The sequence below is a fragment of the Vibrio sp. OY15 genome (genome assembly GCF_000742455.1).
Lineage (GTDB): Bacteria > Pseudomonadota > Gammaproteobacteria > Enterobacterales > Vibrionaceae > Vibrio > Vibrio alginolyticus.
The window spans coordinates 506,826-526,427 of the sequence record NZ_JPIL01000012.1; the positions used below are offsets into that span (position 1 = coordinate 506,826).

Annotated in this window: 20 protein-coding genes; 9 read left to right on the forward strand and 11 right to left on the reverse strand. The window is 43.5% G+C overall.

Annotated elements, in window-relative coordinates; translation table 11 throughout:
• Positions 1-345: 345 nt before the first annotated feature.
• Positions 346-1,017 carry a YoaK family protein gene (locus IJ23_RS16315; RefSeq protein ID WP_005375484.1) on the reverse strand — a complete coding sequence of 224 codons (672 nt, stop codon included), beginning with the start codon at positions 1,015-1,017 and terminating at the stop codon, positions 346-348.
• 152 nt (positions 1,018-1,169) lie between these two features.
• Positions 1,170-1,571: a GFA family protein gene (locus IJ23_RS16320; RefSeq protein ID WP_025768472.1), complete on the reverse strand. Its 402-nt coding sequence runs from the start codon at positions 1,569-1,571 to the stop codon at positions 1,170-1,172.
• Between the two features lie 200 nt (positions 1,572-1,771).
• Between IJ23_RS16320 and IJ23_RS16325 the strand changes: the two genes are divergently transcribed.
• Together IJ23_RS16325 and IJ23_RS16330 are read left to right on the forward strand one after the other, a co-directional pair.
• The gene (locus tag IJ23_RS16325) at positions 1,772-2,401 is read left to right on the forward strand and encodes a hypothetical protein (protein WP_033906814.1); all 630 of its coding nucleotides are present in this window, start codon (positions 1,772-1,774) and stop codon (positions 2,399-2,401) included.
• 123 nt (positions 2,402-2,524) lie between these two features.
• Positions 2,525-3,808 carry a peptidoglycan DD-metalloendopeptidase family protein gene (locus tag IJ23_RS16330; protein ID WP_025768471.1) on the forward strand — a complete coding sequence of 428 codons (1,284 nt, stop codon included), beginning with the start codon at positions 2,525-2,527 and terminating at the stop codon, positions 3,806-3,808.
• Positions 3,809-3,914: 106 nt separating this feature from the next.
• Here the strand turns inward: IJ23_RS16330 and IJ23_RS16335 are convergent, their stop codons facing one another.
• Complete coding sequence (locus IJ23_RS16335) at positions 3,915-5,735, reverse strand: putative bifunctional diguanylate cyclase/phosphodiesterase (RefSeq protein ID WP_033906815.1); 1,821 nt, start codon at positions 5,733-5,735, stop codon at positions 3,915-3,917.
• Between the two features lie 182 nt (positions 5,736-5,917).
• Complete coding sequence (locus IJ23_RS16340; RefSeq protein ID WP_025768470.1) at positions 5,918-6,805, reverse strand: LysR family transcriptional regulator; 888 nt, start codon at positions 6,803-6,805, stop codon at positions 5,918-5,920.
• A 105-nt stretch (positions 6,806-6,910) separates the two neighbouring features.
• On the opposite strand from IJ23_RS16340, the gene IJ23_RS16345 reads away from it, so the two are divergent.
• The 3 genes from IJ23_RS16345 (at position 6,911) to IJ23_RS25710 (ending at position 8,896) form a co-directional block, all read left to right on the forward strand.
• Positions 6,911-8,104 (forward strand): multidrug effflux MFS transporter, encoded by a 1,194-nt coding sequence (locus IJ23_RS16345; RefSeq protein WP_017821607.1) that lies wholly within the window; start codon positions 6,911-6,913, stop codon positions 8,102-8,104.
• Between the two features lie 176 nt (positions 8,105-8,280).
• Entirely contained in the window at positions 8,281-8,628 is a 348-nt protein-coding gene (locus IJ23_RS16350; protein WP_005375501.1) for a hypothetical protein, read from the forward strand.
• Positions 8,629-8,761: 133 nt separating this feature from the next.
• Positions 8,762-8,896: a hypothetical protein gene (locus IJ23_RS25710; RefSeq protein ID WP_017635854.1), complete on the forward strand. Its 135-nt coding sequence runs from the start codon at positions 8,762-8,764 to the stop codon at positions 8,894-8,896.
• A gap of 127 nt (positions 8,897-9,023) precedes the next feature.
• Here the strand turns inward: IJ23_RS25710 and IJ23_RS16355 are convergent, their stop codons facing one another.
• The 3 genes from IJ23_RS16355 to IJ23_RS16365 all read right to left on the reverse strand — a co-directional run bounded on the left by IJ23_RS16355 (position 9,024) and on the right by IJ23_RS16365 (position 11,975).
• The gene (locus IJ23_RS16355) at positions 9,024-9,638 is read right to left on the reverse strand and encodes a glutaredoxin domain-containing protein (protein WP_005385185.1); all 615 of its coding nucleotides are present in this window, start codon (positions 9,636-9,638) and stop codon (positions 9,024-9,026) included.
• A gap of 43 nt (positions 9,639-9,681) precedes the next feature.
• The gene (locus tag IJ23_RS16360) at positions 9,682-10,539 is read right to left on the reverse strand and encodes a DMT family transporter (protein ID WP_033906816.1); all 858 of its coding nucleotides are present in this window, start codon (positions 10,537-10,539) and stop codon (positions 9,682-9,684) included.
• 464 nt (positions 10,540-11,003) lie between these two features.
• Positions 11,004-11,975 (reverse strand): porin, encoded by a 972-nt coding sequence (locus IJ23_RS16365; protein WP_005375535.1) that lies wholly within the window; start codon positions 11,973-11,975, stop codon positions 11,004-11,006.
• A 609-nt stretch (positions 11,976-12,584) separates the two neighbouring features.
• Here IJ23_RS16365 and IJ23_RS16370 point away from each other — a divergent pair.
• Both IJ23_RS16370 and IJ23_RS16375 read left to right on the forward strand, forming a co-directional pair.
• The gene (locus IJ23_RS16370; RefSeq protein WP_033906817.1) at positions 12,585-13,643 is read left to right on the forward strand and encodes a porin; all 1,059 of its coding nucleotides are present in this window, start codon (positions 12,585-12,587) and stop codon (positions 13,641-13,643) included.
• Positions 13,644-13,863: 220 nt separating this feature from the next.
• Positions 13,864-14,478, forward strand: a complete 615-nt coding sequence (locus IJ23_RS16375) for a fumarylacetoacetate hydrolase family protein (RefSeq protein WP_017635857.1) — start codon at positions 13,864-13,866, stop codon at positions 14,476-14,478.
• Here IJ23_RS16375 and IJ23_RS16380 read toward each other — a convergent pair.
• From IJ23_RS16380 to IJ23_RS16390, 3 genes are all read right to left on the reverse strand, one after another.
• Entirely contained in the window at positions 14,475-14,786 is a 312-nt protein-coding gene (locus IJ23_RS16380) for an AzlD domain-containing protein (RefSeq protein WP_005375528.1), read from the reverse strand. The genes IJ23_RS16375 and IJ23_RS16380 overlap by 4 nt on opposite strands.
• Positions 14,786-15,496 carry an AzlC family ABC transporter permease gene (locus IJ23_RS16385; protein ID WP_005375526.1) on the reverse strand — a complete coding sequence of 237 codons (711 nt, stop codon included), beginning with the start codon at positions 15,494-15,496 and terminating at the stop codon, positions 14,786-14,788. Before IJ23_RS16385 ends, IJ23_RS16380 begins: the two co-directional genes overlap by 1 nt.
• A gap of 79 nt (positions 15,497-15,575) precedes the next feature.
• Positions 15,576-16,403 (reverse strand): AraC family transcriptional regulator, encoded by an 828-nt coding sequence (locus IJ23_RS16390; RefSeq protein ID WP_005385198.1) that lies wholly within the window; start codon positions 16,401-16,403, stop codon positions 15,576-15,578.
• A gap of 229 nt (positions 16,404-16,632) precedes the next feature.
• Between IJ23_RS16390 and IJ23_RS16395 the strand changes: the two genes are divergently transcribed.
• Positions 16,633-17,265, forward strand: a complete 633-nt coding sequence (locus tag IJ23_RS16395; RefSeq protein WP_005375522.1) for a LysE family translocator — start codon at positions 16,633-16,635, stop codon at positions 17,263-17,265.
• A 79-nt stretch (positions 17,266-17,344) separates the two neighbouring features.
• A complete protein-coding gene (locus IJ23_RS16400; RefSeq protein ID WP_005375519.1) occupies positions 17,345-17,767 on the forward strand; it encodes a GNAT family N-acetyltransferase in 423 nt (140 codons plus the stop codon).
• 98 nt (positions 17,768-17,865) lie between these two features.
• On the opposite strand, the gene IJ23_RS16405 is transcribed toward IJ23_RS16400, so the two are convergent.
• A complete protein-coding gene (locus tag IJ23_RS16405) occupies positions 17,866-19,560 on the reverse strand; it encodes a phospho-sugar mutase (RefSeq protein ID WP_017821603.1) in 1,695 nt (564 codons plus the stop codon).
• Positions 19,561-19,602: the final 42 nt, after the last annotated feature.

Below are 19,602 nucleotides of genomic sequence, written 5' to 3' on the forward strand. Positions count from 1 at the left end.
ATTGCAATACTATTCATTAAATACATCTAGTTATTCAGCCGATTTGTCGGGTAATTGGTCAAATAACGTCTAAGTGTATGCGAATATGTTGCTTGTGTTAGAAAATTGTAGCACGAGAGGCGAATTGCGCAGTGAATTATGGGGCGCATTGTGACTGGAATAATAAAATCGTAAACAAATGTGATTTTGATCTGACTAACTTCTTAGCCAGAAATTCAGTTAGCCTTATCTATTCTAAGGTTTTTAGCAGTGTCAAATTGCCGTTCAGCGTTTCTTGTACCGTTGCAGTGTGAACCTATTGAGCCAAATCCGATTGAAGTATGTCGCTTCAATCGGATCGAAATTTTATGCTTTTTGTTGACGGCTAAGTATGTATAGGTAACTCCAGTAAATCAGAGCTGTAGAAAAAGCCAATATTGCTGGGAAAACCAGCGTATATAAACCATATACCGTAAATAGAGCCGCTCCCGCGACGCCGCCAAACAAAAAGCCAAAGAAAATGAATAGGAATAATTTTGCTTTACGTCGGTCAAATTGACGACCTCTCAAGCTCTCTCCAATCATAATCCCTAGATCGGTGATGATTCCGGTCATATGTGTGGTTCTGACTACTGCGCCGCTAAACGTGGTGATCATTGCGTTTTGTAATCCACATGCTGCTGATGCTAGATATTGGCCGTACAAATCCCCTTGCACCAAAAAGCCCAAGCTGAGTAAGAGCAAGCTCCCTTCTATGCACAGTGCAACACCATATCTTCGCCCTAGTTTTAACGCACTGCTTTCAATAAAAAAGCCGCTAAAGGCAGCGCCAATCAAAAAGCTAAATACGATGAAGAGCAGGTGAATGGAGCTATCCACACCTGTTAGCAAGCTGTTCCCTAGCTGAGTTACGGTTCCCGAAAGATGAGTTATCGCTTGGTGTTGAAAGCCGAGAAGACCAACGGCGTTGACGCAGCCCGCGAGAAGAGCTAGTAGAAACGCGCCATATTCCACCCAACGAGGAAGTCTGGAAATCACAATAAACCCCCACCAAATATTAGGAGCCGATTATAACGCTCACACCGAGTTACGAAACCCTTTACAGTAAAACTCGATTGATCATTCTCAAAAAATCTCACTTATAGGTCGTTTGTCCGAGCCAAAGTAAATACGTGAACGCGGATTGCTCGCTAGCAGATGTGTTCCGTTGTGCATTCGAAACTCACCCACCCGTGTTTCATTTGTTCATAGACTGAAACGGTAGGTTGGTGGAACTCTTTATCGGTAAATAGACCGACGGGAATGATCATGATTTCCGGGTATGCAGCAACGAACAACCTCATTGTCGTGCCGCAGGATGGACAAAAGTCATACTGAACCTCACTGCCATCATCGCCAATTCGGGTATAGCTAGTGACTTCACCGTTTAAAGTGACGTGCTCTTTTTCAAAGCGAGCTTGTACCCCAAAAACACTGCCAGTTCGTTTTTGGCATTCGAAGCAATGGCAGACAGACGTGTGGGTGGGCTCTCCCTTACAACGGATCTCAACTAAACCGCAGGCGCACTCGCATGTATGAATGGTTTTTGTCATCGTGATTACCTATTTGTCCCAATACACCAATAGACCTAGAGCACAGAGCTTGTGTCACTAGCTCGTTATGAGCTCTGGACTTGAAACTATTTGGATACAATCAGTTTAGTTTAATTTTGAAACACTTGAAGAGGTGAAATCATTTGGGTATACAATGGTATACTCGCTTTTCGTTTATACCTTGAAACAAGGAACTCTTCATGACTCACAAAAAAATCCTGCCGATACCACTCATTCTACTTATTCCAATCGTTTTATTGGTTGTGGTTGTGATCGCAGGTGTTTATCGTTTTAGTTTGTCTGATGACGAGATCATGGCTAAGTTTCCTCAAACAGAAGTAGAAACAAACGTTATTGTGCAAGAGACGCTTGGCATCACTGCACGTAACCCTTGGACGATCCAAGTACCCGAGCAGGGTGCGGTCACTTTTCTTGATGAGTGGGATAAAGAAAACGGCTATTTGATCGGTGACTATGATGCAGGTGCGACAAAAGGTCAGGTACTTGTTCCAACTGCGTCGATTAGTCAGCGTGAGATTGAAGGTGTTTCATGGGTTGTTGCACCGATGATTGTAACGACACCAGGTAGCGGTTCGTTTAACTATGTTGGCTTGTTCAAGTTTGACCCCGTGCCGAGCCGAGTTGTCCTTTTAGACAGTATTTTTGTTGGTGACCGCGTGAAATTTACTCAGCTCGAATGGAAAAGTGATACAACTATCACGCTTTCATATTTAGCGCACGGTGACGATCAAGCAATGGCAGACACGCCAAATCAATTCAATTCATCCACATTACAGCGTGTAGGGAATAACTTACATATGCAACAGTGATGAATTTTTTTGAGTTCTGTAAAAATTCAGTATTTTCTGCGCTAGATCTCGAAATTTCCTAGTGATTTCTTATTCGGGAATGCATAAGCTATGAGCCTTGTTTGAAAGGAGATAGTAATTCCCGTGTCTACAAATGAAATTACAAGACGGTTGCCGAATCTGACAAGTCGTAGAGCGCTGCTGTTATACTCCTTGCCAGTTTTAGTTGCGATTGGTGTTTCTCACTCTCTCAAAGAGTCATCTTTAACCAAAACCATCGCATTGAACCTACCTGAATCTCAGGTCGTTGAAAAAATTCTTGATGCGACAACTGCCGAAGTTGTCACTCCCCCGAACTTCGAATATCAAATCCAAGCAGGTGACAACCTAAGCACTATTTTTAGTCAGCTCGGTTTCGGTTACAGCTCGTTAATGAAAGTAATGGAAACGGATTTGAACTACTTGGCACTTGATACACTTAAGCCGGGCAATACGCTCCGTTTCTGGCGTGATGATGCGACAGGCGAGTTAGCGAAAATGGAACTGCAATTTTCTATTGCAGATAAAGTGGTCTACAAGCTGAATAGTGATGGTAGCTATGACTTTACTGATATTTCCATTCCTGGCGTGTGGAGCCAAGAACCTTTAGTTGGCGTTATTCAAGGCAGTTTTTCTTCTTCTGCGAGTCGTTTAGGTTTAACGTCGGCGGAAGTGAGTCAAGTCGTAAGCTTACTCAAAGAACAACTTAACTTTGGACGTGATCTTCGTGCAGGTGATCGATTTGAAGTTGTTCGTCGCTCACAAAGCATCAATGGTGTACCAACAGGTAAGAACGAAATTGAGGCGATTAAGATTTATAATCGCGGCCGCGAGATCACCGCTTACCTTCATACTGATGGTCAATTCTACAATGCCAAAGGTGAAAGCTTACAGCGCGCATTCCAGCGTTACCCTGTAAGTAGCCGTTGGCGTATCAGTTCTGGCTTTAATCCTAATCGTTTACATCCAGTAACGGGGCGTGTTGCGCCGCACAACGGCACTGACTTTGCTGTACCAACCGGTACACCAGTCGTTTCTACTGGTGATGGTACAGTGATCATGACTCGTAAACACCCTTATGCGGGTAACTACGTGGTTGTTGAGCACGGCAGCAAATACAAAACCCGTTACTTACACCTAAGTAAGATTTTGGTGAAGAAAGGGCAAAAGGTTTCTCGAGGCCAGCGTATCGGTCTTTCTGGTAAAACAGGTCGAGTGACTGGGCCACACCTTCACTATGAGTTGATTGAATACGGCCGTCCAGTTAACGCTATGCGAGCAAATATCCCAATGGCGAGTTCTGTTCCTAAGAAAGAGATGGCTACTTTTGTCGCGAACAGAGATGAAATGGATAGACTATTACGCGATAAAGAGAAAGCAGTGCTGTAATAAAGTACTTCGCTTAAAAAACAAAAAGAGACTAAGCATAGCTTGGTCTCTTTTACTTTGTGCATTAACTAGATTTGAATTCTATGACAGCAGTCTGTTCAGTACGTTAGGCACTCCGCACTTCACGTTCATTTATCAGGTGTACGATTTCTTCAACACTGTGTGGACGAGAGTAAAAATAACCTTGGATGTAGTGGCAGCCCATTTCAATTAACTTTTGTAGTGCTCTATCGTCTTCTACGCCTTCGGCAATCAAATCCACATCAAGCAGCTCTGCCAATTGCGCTATCAAAAACACTACTTGTTCAGAGGTTGTATTTGAGAGCATGTTCTGCACAAAGGTAGCATCGATTTTGATGCTATCAATCGGATAATTGTGTATATAGTTCAAGCTTGAATATCCCGTACCAAAATCATCCAGTGCGACTTTAAAACCCAAGTATCGCAACGAGTTAAGTACCATCTGTTCACGGCCACTTTGTGAGAGTAAGACGGTCTCGGTGAGCTCTATAACAAAGTCTTTTGCTTCGTGCTGATACTTTTCAACCATGTTGGTTAAGTGATTAATATAACGGTTGGAATCAACCAGCTCATACGCTGAGCAATTGATGGAGAGTTTGACTTTATAGCCTAGGTTCGCTTCGAGTTCTTGCTTTGCGATACACGCGAGTTCAATAATCCGTTCACCTAACTCGATAATCAGGCCTGATTGTTCGGCAGCTTCAATGAACTCCGCTGGAGAGATATTTCCATAGATATTGCTATTCCAACGAGTCAAAATTTCAAAGTAATTCCAGCGGTCGCTCGTGATATCGACGATCGGTTGAACCACTACATACAACTCATCGCTGTCTTGTATATCAGCACTTAGCTGGATTCGCATTGCCTCAATAAGCTGCGTCCTACGGTGGTATAAAGCACTAAGGTGTGTGTCGTAATGCTGAATCCGTGTATCGCGGTGTTTTTTACAATCTTTGAGAGCGAGACTGGCATTCAAAATCAGCTCATCGCTGTTCAACATATGTACTGGGGCACGCGCAATACCAATACTAACGGTGAAAGAAATCCGGTTAGATTTGTCGCTGTAGCCACTTTCAATTTTGTCGAGTACTTCCTGACACACGGCGACAGGATCTTCGTCGTACGTGATGAAGGCGAATTCATCTCCTGCGACACGGAACGCATTGTTTGGCGACGACAAACTCTGTTGAATGGCGTTAGCTGTGAACTTAATGATTTGGTCGCCGATATAGTTTCCGTTGATATCATTGATCGATTTGAAATTATCGATATCAAGATACGCCAAACTGAATGGGCGAGTCGCCTGTTGCGTTAATGTCTCCAAGGTATCAGCTAAACAGCTACGGTTGAGCAGTCCAGTTAGGTTATCATGCGATACCTCATAGCTAAGCTGATTAAGAAGCTTATCTGAACGTTCACTGACCCACTTTTCACGTAAGCTATGAATAATGACATTGGCATAAAATCGGTGGAAGTCGAGGATATCTTGCGCTTCTTTCGCGTGGATGCTTCGGGTAAAGGTAGACAGTAAAATTCCCAGAACTTCGCCATTTTGTGTCTTCAATGGCAGGCCAATGTAAGCTTGAATGCCATCTTCTTGAAACATCTGATCTTCAGGAAAACGCTTGTATACCTGGTCTTGATAGAAAATATGTTCGCCAATGTCTTTCGCCACTTTTTCACAGGGGGTGCCTGAAAGGTGGTAGCTTAGGTTGTCTGTATTTTTTCCATTGCTGGCGAAGGAAATGGTATGAGCCGAATGCTGAAGATGCGCAACTTCTACAACGCAAGTGCAATGGCTCTGCAAGTGTTGATGAATATCTAGCGTGACTCGGTTTAGCTGAGCCGTGCCGTTTAGCTTCAATATCTCATCAATTTTGTGGAAACTGATTTGTACCTGACCCATTGAGCATTTCACCTAGCGTTGTTATTAACATATCGTGTAAGACACGACGAATTATTATTTGATATGCATCAAATAAACTATCGGTTACTAAGGCAGATTTTTCAAATTTTGTGAACGAACAAATCATTATTTTCATGTTTTATGCTTGAACCTTTTAAAGGTATAGCGATAAAAACGCTAAGCTAGGCGCGCTTCTCCTCTTCTAATCGTGATTTGAGATAATCGAGGAATAGCTTAGTTCGGGTATGCTGATAATCCAGCTTTGGATAGTAGGCATATACAGTAGCTTTATCCGCTGTGATATCGGGCAGGATAGGGACTAACGCGCCGGATTTGAGATCATCTTTGATCATGACGTTGTTCGTCATCAAAATACCCATGCCTCTTTTGGCACCATGAAACAGCGCTTCTGGGTTGGTCGTGGCAAAGTTACCGGACAAGCTGATACGTTTGCCTCGATTTGTTTTGATTTCTCGTGAGGGTTTTTCTCCCCAAATCAGGACATTATGCTCTGTCAGATCCTCAACGCATTGTGGTGTGCCATATTTCTTTAGGTAACTAGGCGCGGCGTAAAACTGGGCTTTATGTTCGAAAAGTGCAGTAGCTTTGAAACTTAGAGAGTTCAGTTGCTCTAATTCCCGGCTAATAAACAGGTCTAAGCTTAGCTCTGGCAATTGGCCTGGTAGCGTTGTTGTTAATTGAAGTGTGATGTCTGGATATTTATCAAGAAAATCATCAAGATAATGAACTAGAAACTTGGAACCAACGGCCAGCGTTGCCCCAATTTTTAATAGCCCCGCTGGTGATTGGTTGACTGAGCGAGTTTCATCTAATACCGATTGCCATGAATCAAGCTGACTTTTTGCTCGTTGATAAAACAGCGCACCAGCTTCAGTTTGGCTAATTGAGCGGGTCGTACGTTTGAGTAGTTGAACGCCAATTTTATCTTCTAGCCATTGAACTCGCTTACTGATAGCTGAGCTGGTGGTATTGAGTTTCCGCGCAGCGGCATTAAAGCTACCTTCTTCGACCACACGAATATAACTCTTCACGCTTTGAATCCAGTCCATTGTATCTCCTTGGGAATTAATTCCTTTCCAACTTAGCTGATTATCATCTTTGAGTATCAAATATACACTGTTTGCCATCAATCTGTCACAAAGTAGGAGGAACGTTTGCGTAAAACACCATTGTTATTAGCGATGATGATCATTGCCACAGGCCAAGTTGGCGTTAGTATTTATCTTCCTTCTTTGCCATTGATTGGTCATGACTTGAATTTACCGCAACATTCGATTCAGAATCTCGTCACGCTATTTCTCGTTGGCTTCGGTATCTCTCAGCTTTTTTACGGCCCATTGTCTGATGCGATTGGTCGTCGGCCGGTGTTTATTCTGGGGCAAAGTGTATATCTAGTTGGTACGGTTATTTGCATCGCGTTTTCGGACAACATTGTTGCCCTTGAAGCGGGACGGTTACTGCAAGGCCTAGGAGCGGGCAGCGCTTCGGTACTTGGTCGGTCAGTACTGCGTGATAGTTATGACGGTATGCAATTAACCAAAGCGCTATCTTATATTTCAGTCACTGCTTCAGTGATGCCAATTATTGCTCCGCTGTTTGGTGGCTGGATTGCTTTTCACCTGAGTTGGCATGCTGTCTTCGTGTTTGTGCTGATTTACTTAATGGCAATTTTTACACTTGGTTTATTGGTGCTGCCAGAAACGCTGCCTTATCCGAAGAGAAAATTTAAAGTAGGCGAAGTAAGCGCGAACTATTTGCGTCTGTTAACGAATACACAAGTGATTGGTAGTGCGAGCTACAACTGGCTTAGTTATCTATCGGCTCTGGTTACGCTCTCCTTGTATCCATTTTTAATGCAACAAGAGTTAGGATTAACGGCGGCAGATTACGGCTCTTTGATGATCATACCATCAGTTGGTTTGCTGACGGGTAGCTTAGTGCTGAATTTGATCAATGCTCGTTACAAAGCTCAGCAAATCTTGCTGATGAGTTTCGCGATTGTTGCTGTTGCAGGCTTCATGTTGTTGGTTACCCCCTTCAGTGTATTTTCATTGCTGACGGCATTCACGTGTTTAAGTTTTGCTCAAGGAATGTCATTCCCGGTCTCGATCAGTTTGCTACTTTCACCACATAAGCAACAGGCAGGCGCGGTTTCTGCGCTATCTGGTTCTATTCAAATGTGTTTAGCAGGTTTGTTTGGTGGGTACTTAGTAGACTCATGGGTTACGAATCAGCAGCAGCTTGGGGTGTTTTATTTGTTTATTGCGTTACTTTCTTGCTTTGTTCTTGTACTAAGCCAATTTCGTAAAGTGCCAGAAGGGACGGTTCAAGCAGAAACTTCCATCTGAATATACTTGCAACCAGAAGGTCGGCTTTCTAAAATGCGCAGCTAAATTAAGTCTGGCCTGTTGTGTATACTGAATGACTTGGTTTGAAAGGAAGAGGGCGAACCTTGATACTTCTCTCAAGCTTGGAATATATTTCTGCCCAATGGCTATCCGATCTCTAATCGTTAGGTGAAAGAATGCAACAAAACGAATTTGAAACACTGGTAAAAGAAATTACTCAGCAAGAAAGCATGCCAAAGGCACTTGAAATCTTGAAGGCGTGTGAGGAAGAAGAAGTTGCACAAGCGGCGCAATCCCTAACGGGTCAGTTTGGCCTTGCAGAAGTTGATGGTGAGAAACGTATTTACCATATTACCACTCAAGAAGATGAATCCGGAGAAGAGCAAGAATACGTAGAGCACGTCATGAATGAAGGCGATCACTTGATCAAGTTTGCTGCGTGGTTCTTTGAAACATTCTTTGAAATCAAACAGAAAGATACGTACGTCGCAGCGGGTAAAACATACCAACAACCTAAGCGATAGACGCTCATTTCAAGAAATCCACGAAAATCAAACTGAAAGTTAATTACAAAATAAATGTGACTGAAGTCTTGTTTTTATCTAATTGTGGTGTAAAATTACTACATAGTTAAGTCAATACATTCAGGAGAAGGTCATGGGTAACGAACTTGGTGGTGCTTATATTGGCCAGATGATTGCAAAAGACGCGATGCACAAAGCGCTTTACGGTAAAGCGAAGAAGAAAAAAGCTTCTGTTTTTGCTCGTGTTATTAAAAAACTGGCGAAATAATTTAAAAAGCCCTGATTGAAAAATCAGGGCTTTTTGCTTTTCTCTGTTTTGTTGTTAGTAAGTAGCCAACATATTGCACAACATTGGCAAAACGCTACTCAAAGATTGATGACATTTAAATCTAGAATTACGCGGATTGGCTTGGTATCTCCACAACATTGTTAGGCACTTTATCTAGCCCCTTTGCTGATAACCACTTTTCTAAATCGTCAGCGCCTCCAATATATTTTCCATCTAACCAAATTTGCGGCACTGTTACCGGTGTTTTTTCGCCAATGATGGCTTTTACTTCAGGAATCATGCGGTATAAGGCGGCGCTGTCTTTAACTACATCATGGTACTCATACTGAACGCCAGCCTCGTCAAGTAATTGTTTGGCTTTGACACAGTAAGGGCAAGTTGCTTTACCATAAACAATGTTGCCTTTTAGCTCATCGCGTTTTACCCACTCAGCAATAACAGACTGTACAAGCACACCCCGATTCAATGCTTCTCCTTGGCTGATAACTTTCCCTTCGACAAGAAGAATGGGTGCATGCCAAGCACCAGCTTTTAATGGTTCCCACCAGTGCGATAACCAATCTTTTACTTCAAGTTCAACGGGCACATCGGCTAGTTCGTTTTCAAAAGTATCCTTTAAAATATCTTTGGTTAATGTACATTCACCACAAGGAATATTGACTTTGAATGGGCCCCAACTACCAGCCCAGCGATACAGTGTAATTTTGATTGGTTGACTCATATGGGTTCCTCATTTCCTTTCCTGAAAATATAGAACTTTTAAATTAGATTTTTCTTTCAACTAACTTTGTCTTTTTCGCTTCCCAATGCGTAATAAACGCAATAGATGCAATAATAATCGCAGCACCTAACCATAAACGACCAGGTGGCACCCAACCAAACACCAACCAACCAGCAACAACATTCAAAGGCAGTTTGGCGTGATCAAATGGTTGCACAAATGAGGCGTCTGCTACTGCATATGCTTTAACGATAGCCCATTGAGCGAGTGCTGTAAGTGCACCTGCGGCTAAAAGCACACCCCATATCGTCCACGTATCTGGCATAGTAAACGTCGGTATCGCTAACAAGATATTAAATGGCGTTATCAGCAGTAATAAATAGACGACCATGGTTGAAGGCGGATCGTTTACCGACATTTTTTTAACCATTAATGAATACGCTGCCCAGAAAAATGCGGCGCCAACAGGGAGCAGGGTCGCCCATGTAAATGAGTCTGCCCAAGGCTCAAGAATGATCATGGCACCAACAAACCCCGTCAATGTCGCTAACCAGCGTGCAGTACCTACTTTCTCTTTGAGTAACAAGCCAGAACCAACTGTGGCAAATAACGGAGAGGTCATGAGAAGTGCAATGCCTTGCCAAATTGGAACTGGGTAAGCGAGAGCCCATAACCAAAGTTGAATCCCGATAACAGAGAGAAAAATGCGGAATGCATGCCAGCCAAAGTGTTGGGTTCTTAAAGAACGCCTAATCCCAAGTGCACGTAGGTAGGGCAGAATAACAAACAAGGCGATTGCATATTGGAATAACGCAAATGTGGTGGAAGAGACACCAAAGTTGATGCTAGCAATTTGGGCGAAGCTGTTCACTATGGCGAATGCCAAGCCAGCTGTTAGCATCCAGGACGCACCTTGAACAGGATGATGATTCAATTGAAAAATTCCAGTTTGATAGAGGTGGCGGGATCATACGTCCTATTGTTTTTCGCGCCAATAAAAAAATGCCTCCCAGAGGGAGGCGACATTACCAATTCAAAGGACGTGCCTGTTATAACAGGTACAAAGAACGAGAAGCACAAACGCTGCCATGCATTTGCATAAATAACATTGCAGAACACGTGCCAACTTTTATGTATTTGATTTTAAATGGTTTTTTGGTTTTTCTATGTTGTCGATTAGATGAAATGCACTAACTTAGTGATCAATCGCATTAAAAGAGGGCAGAAGTAGGCGTCGTTACGGTCGTTTTTCATTGCTGAGCGATGCTTGGATAGTGTGAAAACTTATCGAGTTATGTTGGGTTACATAAAAAATGGCCAGCAAAGGTGCTGGCCAAGTGGACTCGCTCTTAGGACAAGAGTGAATTAGAAATCGTAACGTACGCCTAGGCGCAGTGTATCTTCGCCTTCTGTTACTAGACCTGTTGTTGCATCTTTTGCTTCATCAAGTTGGTTGATGTAGTAAGACAGGTAAGTACGGAAGTTGCTGTTTAGTTTGTAGTAACCAACAAGCTCGATACCTTCAACGGTGTCGTACTTTGAACCGTTGTCTGGATCATTCTCTTGAGCTGTGTATAGAGCTGCAAGTGTCACTTTGCTTGCTACTTTGTAGCTTGCGACTAGCTCGTAAGCCGTAAAGTCTTCAGAGTCAGTCAGGGAACCTTGAGAATAAGTACCTGCTAGGTAAAGGTTGTCCATCGAGTAAGCGATACCACCTAGAATTTGATCTTCAGAGTTATCTTTATCTACATCGCCACCAGAGTATGCAAGACCAAAGTCGAGGCCCATTGGTAGTGAGTACATTCCAGAGATGCCGTATTTATCTTCGTTATCGCTAGAGTTTGCTTGGTAGGTTGCTTGAAGTTGTAGTGCATCAAACGCACCACGGTATGCGAAAACGCTGTCTTGCTTATCAGAAGACGAATCAATAACTTGCTGAACACCAGAGAATTCAGTGATATCCGTCATGTCAGAGATGATGACGGCAGCCATGTCTTGACGACCTACAGAGAAAGCACCGATATCAGAGTCGACGCCTGCATACATGTAGCGGTTTTTGAATTCACTCTTGCCCGTTTTTTGTTCGGCTTCGTAAACACCGAAAGCAGAAAGGCCGTTGCCGATGTCTGTTTTACCTTTTAGGTTAAGACGAGCACGGCTTTTATCTTCCATGGAACCTTCAACTTCAGCACCGTCTGAACCGATGAAGTCACCACGAAACTCAACGCGGCCGCCAACTTTTAATTCAGTACCGTCGTTTTTGTATACAGTTGCTGCGAATGATGGTGCTGATACCAATGCTGTAAGAATTGCAGTAGTTAGTGCTGCCTTTTTCATTTTCTTATTACCCTAGTTGTAATCGATGGGCTTTCTTGCCCGATGTGTTGATGACGCTAAGGTAAAGGCTGAAAATGAAAGATAGATTTCTGTTAAGTTATGATTTGATTGCACTTTTATTGCTGGCGAGAATAAGTGCCCCTTCTCATACCACTTATAAAAAGAAAGGTTTATCTTTTTTGAGGTTTTTTCCTCTCCGTTGAAGACTGTGTTTTTTTCAAAAAGTTCCTGAATTGTTTCTTGACCCTAAATGTAAGTAAACATTTCAATTTGGCAGGGAAGTTTGGCCTAAAAATAGCGAATCATCAGCTATTTGTGAGCTAACTCTCTCTAAAGCATTTCTTATTGTAAGGTTTTTATTTCTCGATTTCTTGAAGGCTAAGTAAACGATTGCTTTTTAGGTTTTGTCTGAGATCTTTTCACTCGGTTGTCAGGAACTAATCAAATAAAGTGTCGGCAGTTGTTACACAAAGGTAAAACTAATCTGGTGGAAACGATGCCTCGGATAGCCTTTGTATTCCTCTCTTTGTTCATCATTTCGTTTTTACGAAAGTGAACCAAAGCCGGGTCTAAAACTGACTAACCAACTAATAAGTAATGGATTTAGAAATGAATAAAAAATTATTAGCAGCGGCAATCGCGGCAGCAACCTTCGGTACTCAAGCAGTTGCAGTGGAACTATATAATAACGATGGCACAACATTTTCGATGGGCGGCCACGTTTCTGTTAATTTAAATGGATCAGAGCAAGGTGACACGGATGTGGGTACTAACTCTCCTCGTATCAATATCTCTGCGACACAGGATTTGGGTAATGGCTTCACCGCAGACGCACGTGGTGAATGGGCGCTAAACTACTTAGACGGTGGTGAAGAGTCGTTTAAAACTCGTCTAGGTTACTTAGGTATAACGCATGAGGTTTATGGTCGTGCAGTAGGTGGTACGCAATGGTCACCTTACTACGATGTCGCAGGTATTGCAGATATGCCAATCGCGTTTGCCAACGACTTCATCTATGACGATCATGGAAGCCTTGGTACTGGCCGTGCGGATAAAATGCTTTCTTACCGTAATGCCATCGAGCTGGGTGAAGCTGGTGTGATCAACTTTGGTCTTGGTTGGCAGGGTGCAAACGATGATTACACGCGCAACGATGCTGGAGTTATAACTGGCGGTGCTAAATACGATGACCGTGTGCAAGCTGCGCTTTCTTACTCAATCATGGGCGCTAAAATCGGTTACTCTTACAATGGCGGCGATTTCCAGCACCCTGCATATGCAGGTAAGCACACGGCGGAATCACACGTTGTATCAGCATCTTACGGTGCGTACGGCCAAGGCCTATTCCTTGCTGCGGTTTATGGTTCAAACGAAAACATGAACTTCAGTGCAAAAGGCGACCGTTTAGAAGAAAGTGATGCGTACGAAGCGATCATCGCATACGCTCTAGCAAACAGCCTAAACTTGAGTGTTAACTATGAGATGGTGGAAGGTAAAGAGTTTAAGAGCTCTAAAACAGAAACTGCTCGTGAAGAAATGGCACTACAAGCAGAATACAACTTCACGCCTAAATTTGTTGGTTACGCGGGTTACCAGTTTGACCTAAATGACGACAATGGTCGTGAAACTGATGACAAATGGGCGTTAGGTGCTCGTTACTACCTATAATAGGATTTAGCGAGAACTATTATTCAGCTCATTGATCTAAAGCCAGCCTCGTGCTGGCTTTTTTGTCTATTTGTTTTACAAATACTTTGCTGTTTCAATTAGATGATACAAAACTCAAAACGGGGTGAATGTCTTATTTTTTACACTAGAGGTTGCTATTTAGTGTCGTTAAGTCAATAGGTTAGATTATGATGGGATTTTTGTTTTGCAGGGAAGAATGATGAGTGTTATTCAAGTTGAAGAAAAGAAAGTAGAAGTGGGTAAAGTGCTTTGTGTTGGACGAAATTACGTTGAACATATTCATGAGCTTAATAATGCAATGCCTGAGCAAATGGTGGTATTTAATAAACCCGCAACTTCCGTATCAACAACTCTGCGTTCATTCCATCAAGAGCCCCTTCATTATGAGGCTGAAATCTGCTTTTTGATCAAGGATGGACGTTATTCAGCGGTTGGTTTGGGATTGGATCTGACCAAGCGTGGTTTGCAATCCTCGCTTAAAAATCAGGGGTTGCCGTGGGAGCGAGCTAAGGCATTTGATGGCTCTGCTGTGTTTAGTCGGTTTGTCTCTTTGGATAACATTGATATCAATGATCTTAACCTTGAGCTCTTAATCAACTGTGTTCGTGTACAAAAAGGTCACGTTAACCAAATGCTCTATCCGCCGCTAACTATCCTGGATGAATTAACCAGTTACACAACACTTCAAGATGGCGATGTAGTGATGACCGGTACACCAAAGGGCGTTGGTGAGGTACATGAAGGTGACATCTTCCTTGGTCGATTAAAGTGTGGCGATGTCACCTTGTTGGAGATTGAGTGGTTGGCGGATTAAAGCCAAATTCGTAGAACGAGAAATACCACCATACTGATAACCGTCGTTAAAAGAACATTTTTAGTAAAATACGCGATTAAAGCAGCCAGTATGGCAGCCAGTAAAAATGGGTTTTGCACATTGACGCTGAGCTCCCCATCTGGAATGAAAACGATAGGTGCCCAGATCGCAGTCAGTACTGCTGGGCTAGCGTAATTGAGTACTTTTTGAGTGCGCGTCCCTAATCGCAATGGTAGCTTGGGTTCTAAAAACAAGTAGCGGCTGGTGAAAACAAGTACCGTCATCAGTAAAATAGCCAACATGATCATTAGCGTTTCTCCTTTACTTGTTCCACAAAGTAACCAGTAAGCATGGCTAAAATGCTTGAAATCATCAAACTTCCCTCAATTTGATAATAGGTTAGGGCAACTGAGCTCACCAAAGCCACAATAACACTCGCGAGCACCGCTGCATTTTTAATGGTGGGTACTACTATCGCGATAAAAGTTGCGGCCACAGCAAATTCCAAACCCATTTCGTTCAGTTCAGGGATTAGACTTCCCGCAATAATGCCCGTCAATGTCGCGACATTCCAAAACAGGTAAAAACTCAGACCAGCCCCAAGTGCATACCAGCGATTAAATTGTTTATCGGAATGGTGGCCTACAATCGCAAACAGCTCGTCAGTAAGTAAGAAGCCGAGTGATAATCGCCATTTTAGAGGGAGCGGTGCAATTTTACTGCGCATCGATACACTGTAGAGGAAGTGTCGAGAGGTGATAAAAAACGTTGTCAGTAACATGGTCACTAGACCTGCTCCCGTTTTAATCATACCCATCGCGACGAGCTGTGCAGAACCTGCGAACAGAATGGCGGATAGTGCTTGTCCTTCCAAAGGGTGAAGCCCAGTATCAATTGCGAATGAGCCTGCGAGTAAGCCCCAAGGGAGCACTGCGATACTCAGAGGCATCATCGCAAGTGTACCTTGCCAAAATAGCGTGGCTTTTGATTCTTTTTGTAACGGCAAAGTGTGGTCCATAGTTTCTTCTTATTTATTCCTAAATCAGATTACCAAGATAGCTCGGTAGTCGCATAACGCCTTGTACAATATTGCTGCTTTAGCTGTGACGGACGTATTGGCCGGGAGTGACGCCCATGGCTTTTTTAAAGTGTCGATGCAGATGGCTTTGATCATGGAAGCCGCATTCTTGTGCCACGTCTGAAATTTTTTGTCCCATTTTTAGTAGCTTCTTCGCCATACGTAAACGTTGCTGAATTTGATAGGCATGAGGCGGAAAGCCAAATTGCTTTTGAAACTCTCTCAGCAGATGAAAAGGGCTTAATCCAGACAGTTTGGCGAGTTCTTCTAGTGAGACGTCCGTTTGTGGAAAGTCTTCCAAAAATTCTCTGACGAGCTGCACTTGTCGCTGAGCTCTGGTTGACTCTTTCAGTGGTGCCCGATGAGTGCTGTGTTTACTGGCTAGCTTGATCAACGTGCCGTAAACCAAAGTTTCTCTCAATAAACGGTTGTCTGATTTTTCTAGTGTTTCAAATACCAATCGTAACTGACTAGCCAGCTCAGGATCGTAAACCACAGGTTGAGGGAAATAGGGCAGAGCTACATTTGGTGAACCAAGCTCTTGTCCTAAAGTTTGAAACTGCTGAGGTACAGGGTACATTGCTTTGTATTCCCAACCGCCTTCCGAGGCTGAATGCCCGTTGTGTACTTCATCTGCATTAACAAGGATGATGCTGTCCTGTGGCGCGATATGATTCCCGCCCGTCCTAAAAAATTGTTGTGCCCCTTTTTCGATGACACCAATAGTGTAACCTTCGTGGCTATGGCGTGAAAAATTCTGCTTCTCATACTTTGCATCGAGAAGTTCTAAACCGCCGAGCTCTTGAGCTATCTTGAAGGTAGCGATTTCCTTATTCTTTTCTTTCATCTTTATCCGGTCTGCTCAAGAAAATCATTTTAGAAGTGTAACGGATCCATCGTGCTTATTTTTGTACAAAATTGCTATTCGATTTTGATAAACAGGCGAATTGATTGCTACTTTTCAACTGGGCAAACTATGATTTTTATTTTTTGACTTATCTTGGCTATTTTGGGCTGGATGATGTTATTTTGTTGGTATAACATTCGCCGCCTTGTTGTAGAAAAGCGGTTCCATCATGATTGATTTATCTGTACTTCCTGTTTATCTCACCGCAGTAGTGGCTTTGTTGCTGTTACCAGGGCCCGATATGTTGCTGATAGCGAGCTCTAGTATGAGTTACGGTAAGAAGGTCGGTCTTTTTGCTAGCTTAGGCAATGCGACGTCTGGTGTTATTCTTACTTTGCTTGCTGCGATGGGAGTATCTACCCTGATTGCCATGAGCCCAATAGCCCTTAAAGTCCTTCATCTACTAGGTGGCGCTTACTTGTTAAAAATGGGTTGGGACTGCTTACGAGCTGAGGCATCTTCGGCTCCAGAGCTTGATGGTCAAAACAAAATGGCATCAACTTATTATCAACGTGCTTTGATGAGTAATTTGCTCAACCCTAAAGCCTTGGTCTTTTTTGTGATGTTTTTGCCGCAGTTTGTCTCAAGCAATATCACGGCATCTTCCGGTGAGCAGATGCTAGCGCTAGGGTTATTGTTGAACGTTCTTGGCTTGTCATTCAATTTATTACTTGTTGGGTTAGCAGGCACATTGGGCAAAGGGCTGCTCGAGAACGAAAAATTCCGCACGTATCAACATAAACTAATGGGGTTAGTGTTTGTTATTCTGGCGTTGTGGATGCTGAGTAGTTTCGCCTTGTAAAGTTATCATATTCCATCAGAAAGCCAGCAATTGCTGGCTTTTTGTTTTAGGATATTGGTGTTTCCTAAGGAGAGGATATATGAAGCTTGAATTTTGTTTAAATCCAGATCAAACAGACCTTGATTTTGTTCGTGAAGGTATTCGATCTTATAACCGACTGCATTTACCTGAAGGGGAAGTGCATGCTGTAGGCTGTTTCGCAAAAGATGAGAATGGCAAGATCATGGGTGGCTTGACTGGCGAAATGTTTAAAAATACGGTGTTTGTGGAGTTTTTGTGGGTAGACGCTGAAAGTCGAACCTCTGGTCTCGGTAGTCAATTAATGTCGATGCTAGAACAAAAAGTAAAGCCTCATGGGGTTACCCATGTTTATTTGGATACCTACAGCTTTCAAGCTCTTGAGTTCTATCTCAAATTGGGTTTTGAGAAAGTGGGGCAGTACTCAGGCTATCCTGCAGAGGGCATCCACAAGTACTTTCTACAAAAGGAAATTGTAGGCTAGGGAAAGCACGGGTTAGCTTGACTTGTTCTAGTGAAAATCAAAAAAGAGGCGCGAATTTGCGCCTCTTGTTGTATCAAATATCTATGTTTCTCTTTGACTTACAAACTTTGCTGGTGCGCGTCGATAAGTTCGTTCATCTTCGCTTCTGCTGCTTGCTGTGCTTGCTCATAGCTCATATCCGCAGGGAAGAGGTTGATGACTTCGTAGTAACATTTTAGTTTTGGCTCAGTACCAGAAGGACGAACAATCACGCGTGATTGATCTTCTAGGTGATAAATCAATACGTCACTTGCCGGTAAGTCAATGGATTCTTCAGAGCCGTCGTCAAACATGCGAACCGATGTTTTTAGATCTTCGGTTACTGCAACTTTTTTACCAGCAATCTCTGTTGGTGGATTTGCTCGGAGTTTGTCGCCGATTGGTGGAGAGTTCGGGTCGAGAGCGATGCTGCGTTGTGCGTTGAAGTAGAAACCGTGCTCGCGGTACAGCTCTTCCAGTTTATCCCACAGTGTTTTGCCTTGCGCTTTAAGCTTGCCTGTTAGCTGTGAAAACGCGACGATTGCAGATAAACCATCTTTATCCCACACCTTGTTACCCACGGTATAACCGAGCGCTTCCTCATAAGCAAACAAGAATGGGTTGGTTTCTGTCTCTTGTTCCATGGCAACGTTAGTAAGCCATTTAAAGCCAGTTAATGTTTGATAGTATTGTGCGCCATGCGCCTTAGCGATGCTGCTCAGCATTCTTGAGGATACGATGGTGTTGCCAACCAAAGCGTTAGGTTGCTGTTCCAACAAGTAATCGCCAAACAGTGAGCCCACCTGATCACCCGTTAGCATTTGATACTCGCCATCTGGGCGTTTAACTGCCACGGCAAAACGGTCCGCATCTGGATCGTTAGCGCAAGCGATATCGGCATCTACGGACTTACCTAACGCCATCACCATATCCATTGCACCGGCTTCTTCAGGGTTTGGGAAGTTGACGGTTGGGAAGCTTCCATCAGGTTCGCGCTGTTCCTTAACACTTGCCACTTTTTGGAAGCCTGCGTCGGCAAGTAGCGTTTCCGCCATATTCGCGCCAACGCCATGCATCGCAGTGTAAGCGATAGAAATATCGGTGTTGTTGTCAGGAGTAAGCAGCGCGTTTTCATTCATTGTCTTACGGTAAGTTTGGTAGTAGTCGTCTTCCAACCAAACTAACAAACCGTGCTGTTTTGCATCATCGAGAGACATTAAAGGTAATGGCTTCGTTGTTGCGTCATCAATTTTCGCTGCGATTCCAGAGTCGTGCGGAGGAATAATCTGTGCGCCATTCTCCCAATATACTTTAAAGCCATTGTATTCTGGTGGATTGTGACTGGCAGTAACAACAACAGCGGCCGCCGCATTCAATGTACGGACACCAAACGCGACAATTGGGGTTGCTGCAACGTCATACGTTAGGTAAACCTTGATACCAAGGGCCGTCAGTACGGATGCGGTATCATGCGCGAATTGTTTTGAATCGGGACGACCGTCGTAGCCAATAACGACACCACGACTCGCGGCATCTTTGACTTGCTCAAGCAAATAGTGCCCTAAACCAGTGGCGGTCTCTTGAATCACCAAGCGGTTCATTCGGTTTGGACCTGCGCCCACTTTGCCACGTAAGCCTGCAGTACCAAAGGCAAGGCGTGAGCCAAAGCGATCAGTAAGTTCTTGTTCATTGTTCGTATCGACGAGGTGTTGTAGCTCTTCACGAGTCTTAGGATCAGGGTCTCGTTCTAGCCATTGAGTAATTAGTGCTGTCATATCAGTCATTCCTTAGTAGGTGGAGCCTACTTTCTTGGACAC

Bases quoted from the DNA above. Each gene is read 5' to 3' on its own strand.
- IJ23_RS16375 (WP_017635857.1), top strand. From the start codon at position 13,864: ATGAGTGTTATTCAAGTTGAAGAAAAGAAAGTAGAAGTGGGTAAAGTG.
- IJ23_RS16350 (WP_005375501.1), top strand. From the start codon at position 8,281: ATGCAACAAAACGAATTTGAAACACTGGTAAAAGAAATTACTCAGCAA.
- IJ23_RS16395 (WP_005375522.1), top strand. From the start codon at position 16,633: ATGATTGATTTATCTGTACTTCCTGTTTATCTCACCGCAGTAGTGGCT.
- IJ23_RS16400 (WP_005375519.1), top strand. From the start codon at position 17,345: ATGAAGCTTGAATTTTGTTTAAATCCAGATCAAACAGACCTTGATTTT.
- IJ23_RS16355 (WP_005385185.1), bottom strand. From the start codon at position 9,638: ATGAGTCAACCAATCAAAATTACACTGTATCGCTGGGCTGGTAGTTGG.
- IJ23_RS16320 (WP_025768472.1), bottom strand. From the start codon at position 1,571: ATGACAAAAACCATTCATACATGCGAGTGCGCCTGCGGTTTAGTTGAG.
- IJ23_RS25710 (WP_017635854.1), top strand. From the start codon at position 8,762: ATGGGTAACGAACTTGGTGGTGCTTATATTGGCCAGATGATTGCAAAA.
- IJ23_RS16385 (WP_005375526.1), bottom strand. From the start codon at position 15,496: ATGGACCACACTTTGCCGTTACAAAAAGAATCAAAAGCCACGCTATTT.
- IJ23_RS16360 (WP_033906816.1), bottom strand. From the start codon at position 10,539: ATGCTAACAGCTGGCTTGGCATTCGCCATAGTGAACAGCTTCGCCCAA.
- IJ23_RS16380 (WP_005375528.1), bottom strand. From the start codon at position 14,786: ATGATCATGTTGGCTATTTTACTGATGACGGTACTTGTTTTCACCAGC.
- IJ23_RS16340 (WP_025768470.1), bottom strand. From the start codon at position 6,805: ATGGACTGGATTCAAAGCGTGAAGAGTTATATTCGTGTGGTCGAAGAA.
- IJ23_RS16335 (WP_033906815.1), bottom strand. From the start codon at position 5,735: ATGGGTCAGGTACAAATCAGTTTCCACAAAATTGATGAGATATTGAAG.
- IJ23_RS16405 (WP_017821603.1), bottom strand. From the start codon at position 19,560: ATGACAGCACTAATTACTCAATGGCTAGAACGAGACCCTGATCCTAAG.
- IJ23_RS16325 (WP_033906814.1), top strand. From the start codon at position 1,772: ATGACTCACAAAAAAATCCTGCCGATACCACTCATTCTACTTATTCCA.
- IJ23_RS16390 (WP_005385198.1), bottom strand. From the start codon at position 16,403: ATGAAAGAAAAGAATAAGGAAATCGCTACCTTCAAGATAGCTCAAGAG.
- IJ23_RS16370 (WP_033906817.1), top strand. From the start codon at position 12,585: ATGAATAAAAAATTATTAGCAGCGGCAATCGCGGCAGCAACCTTCGGT.
- IJ23_RS16365 (WP_005375535.1), bottom strand. From the start codon at position 11,975: ATGAAAAAGGCAGCACTAACTACTGCAATTCTTACAGCATTGGTATCA.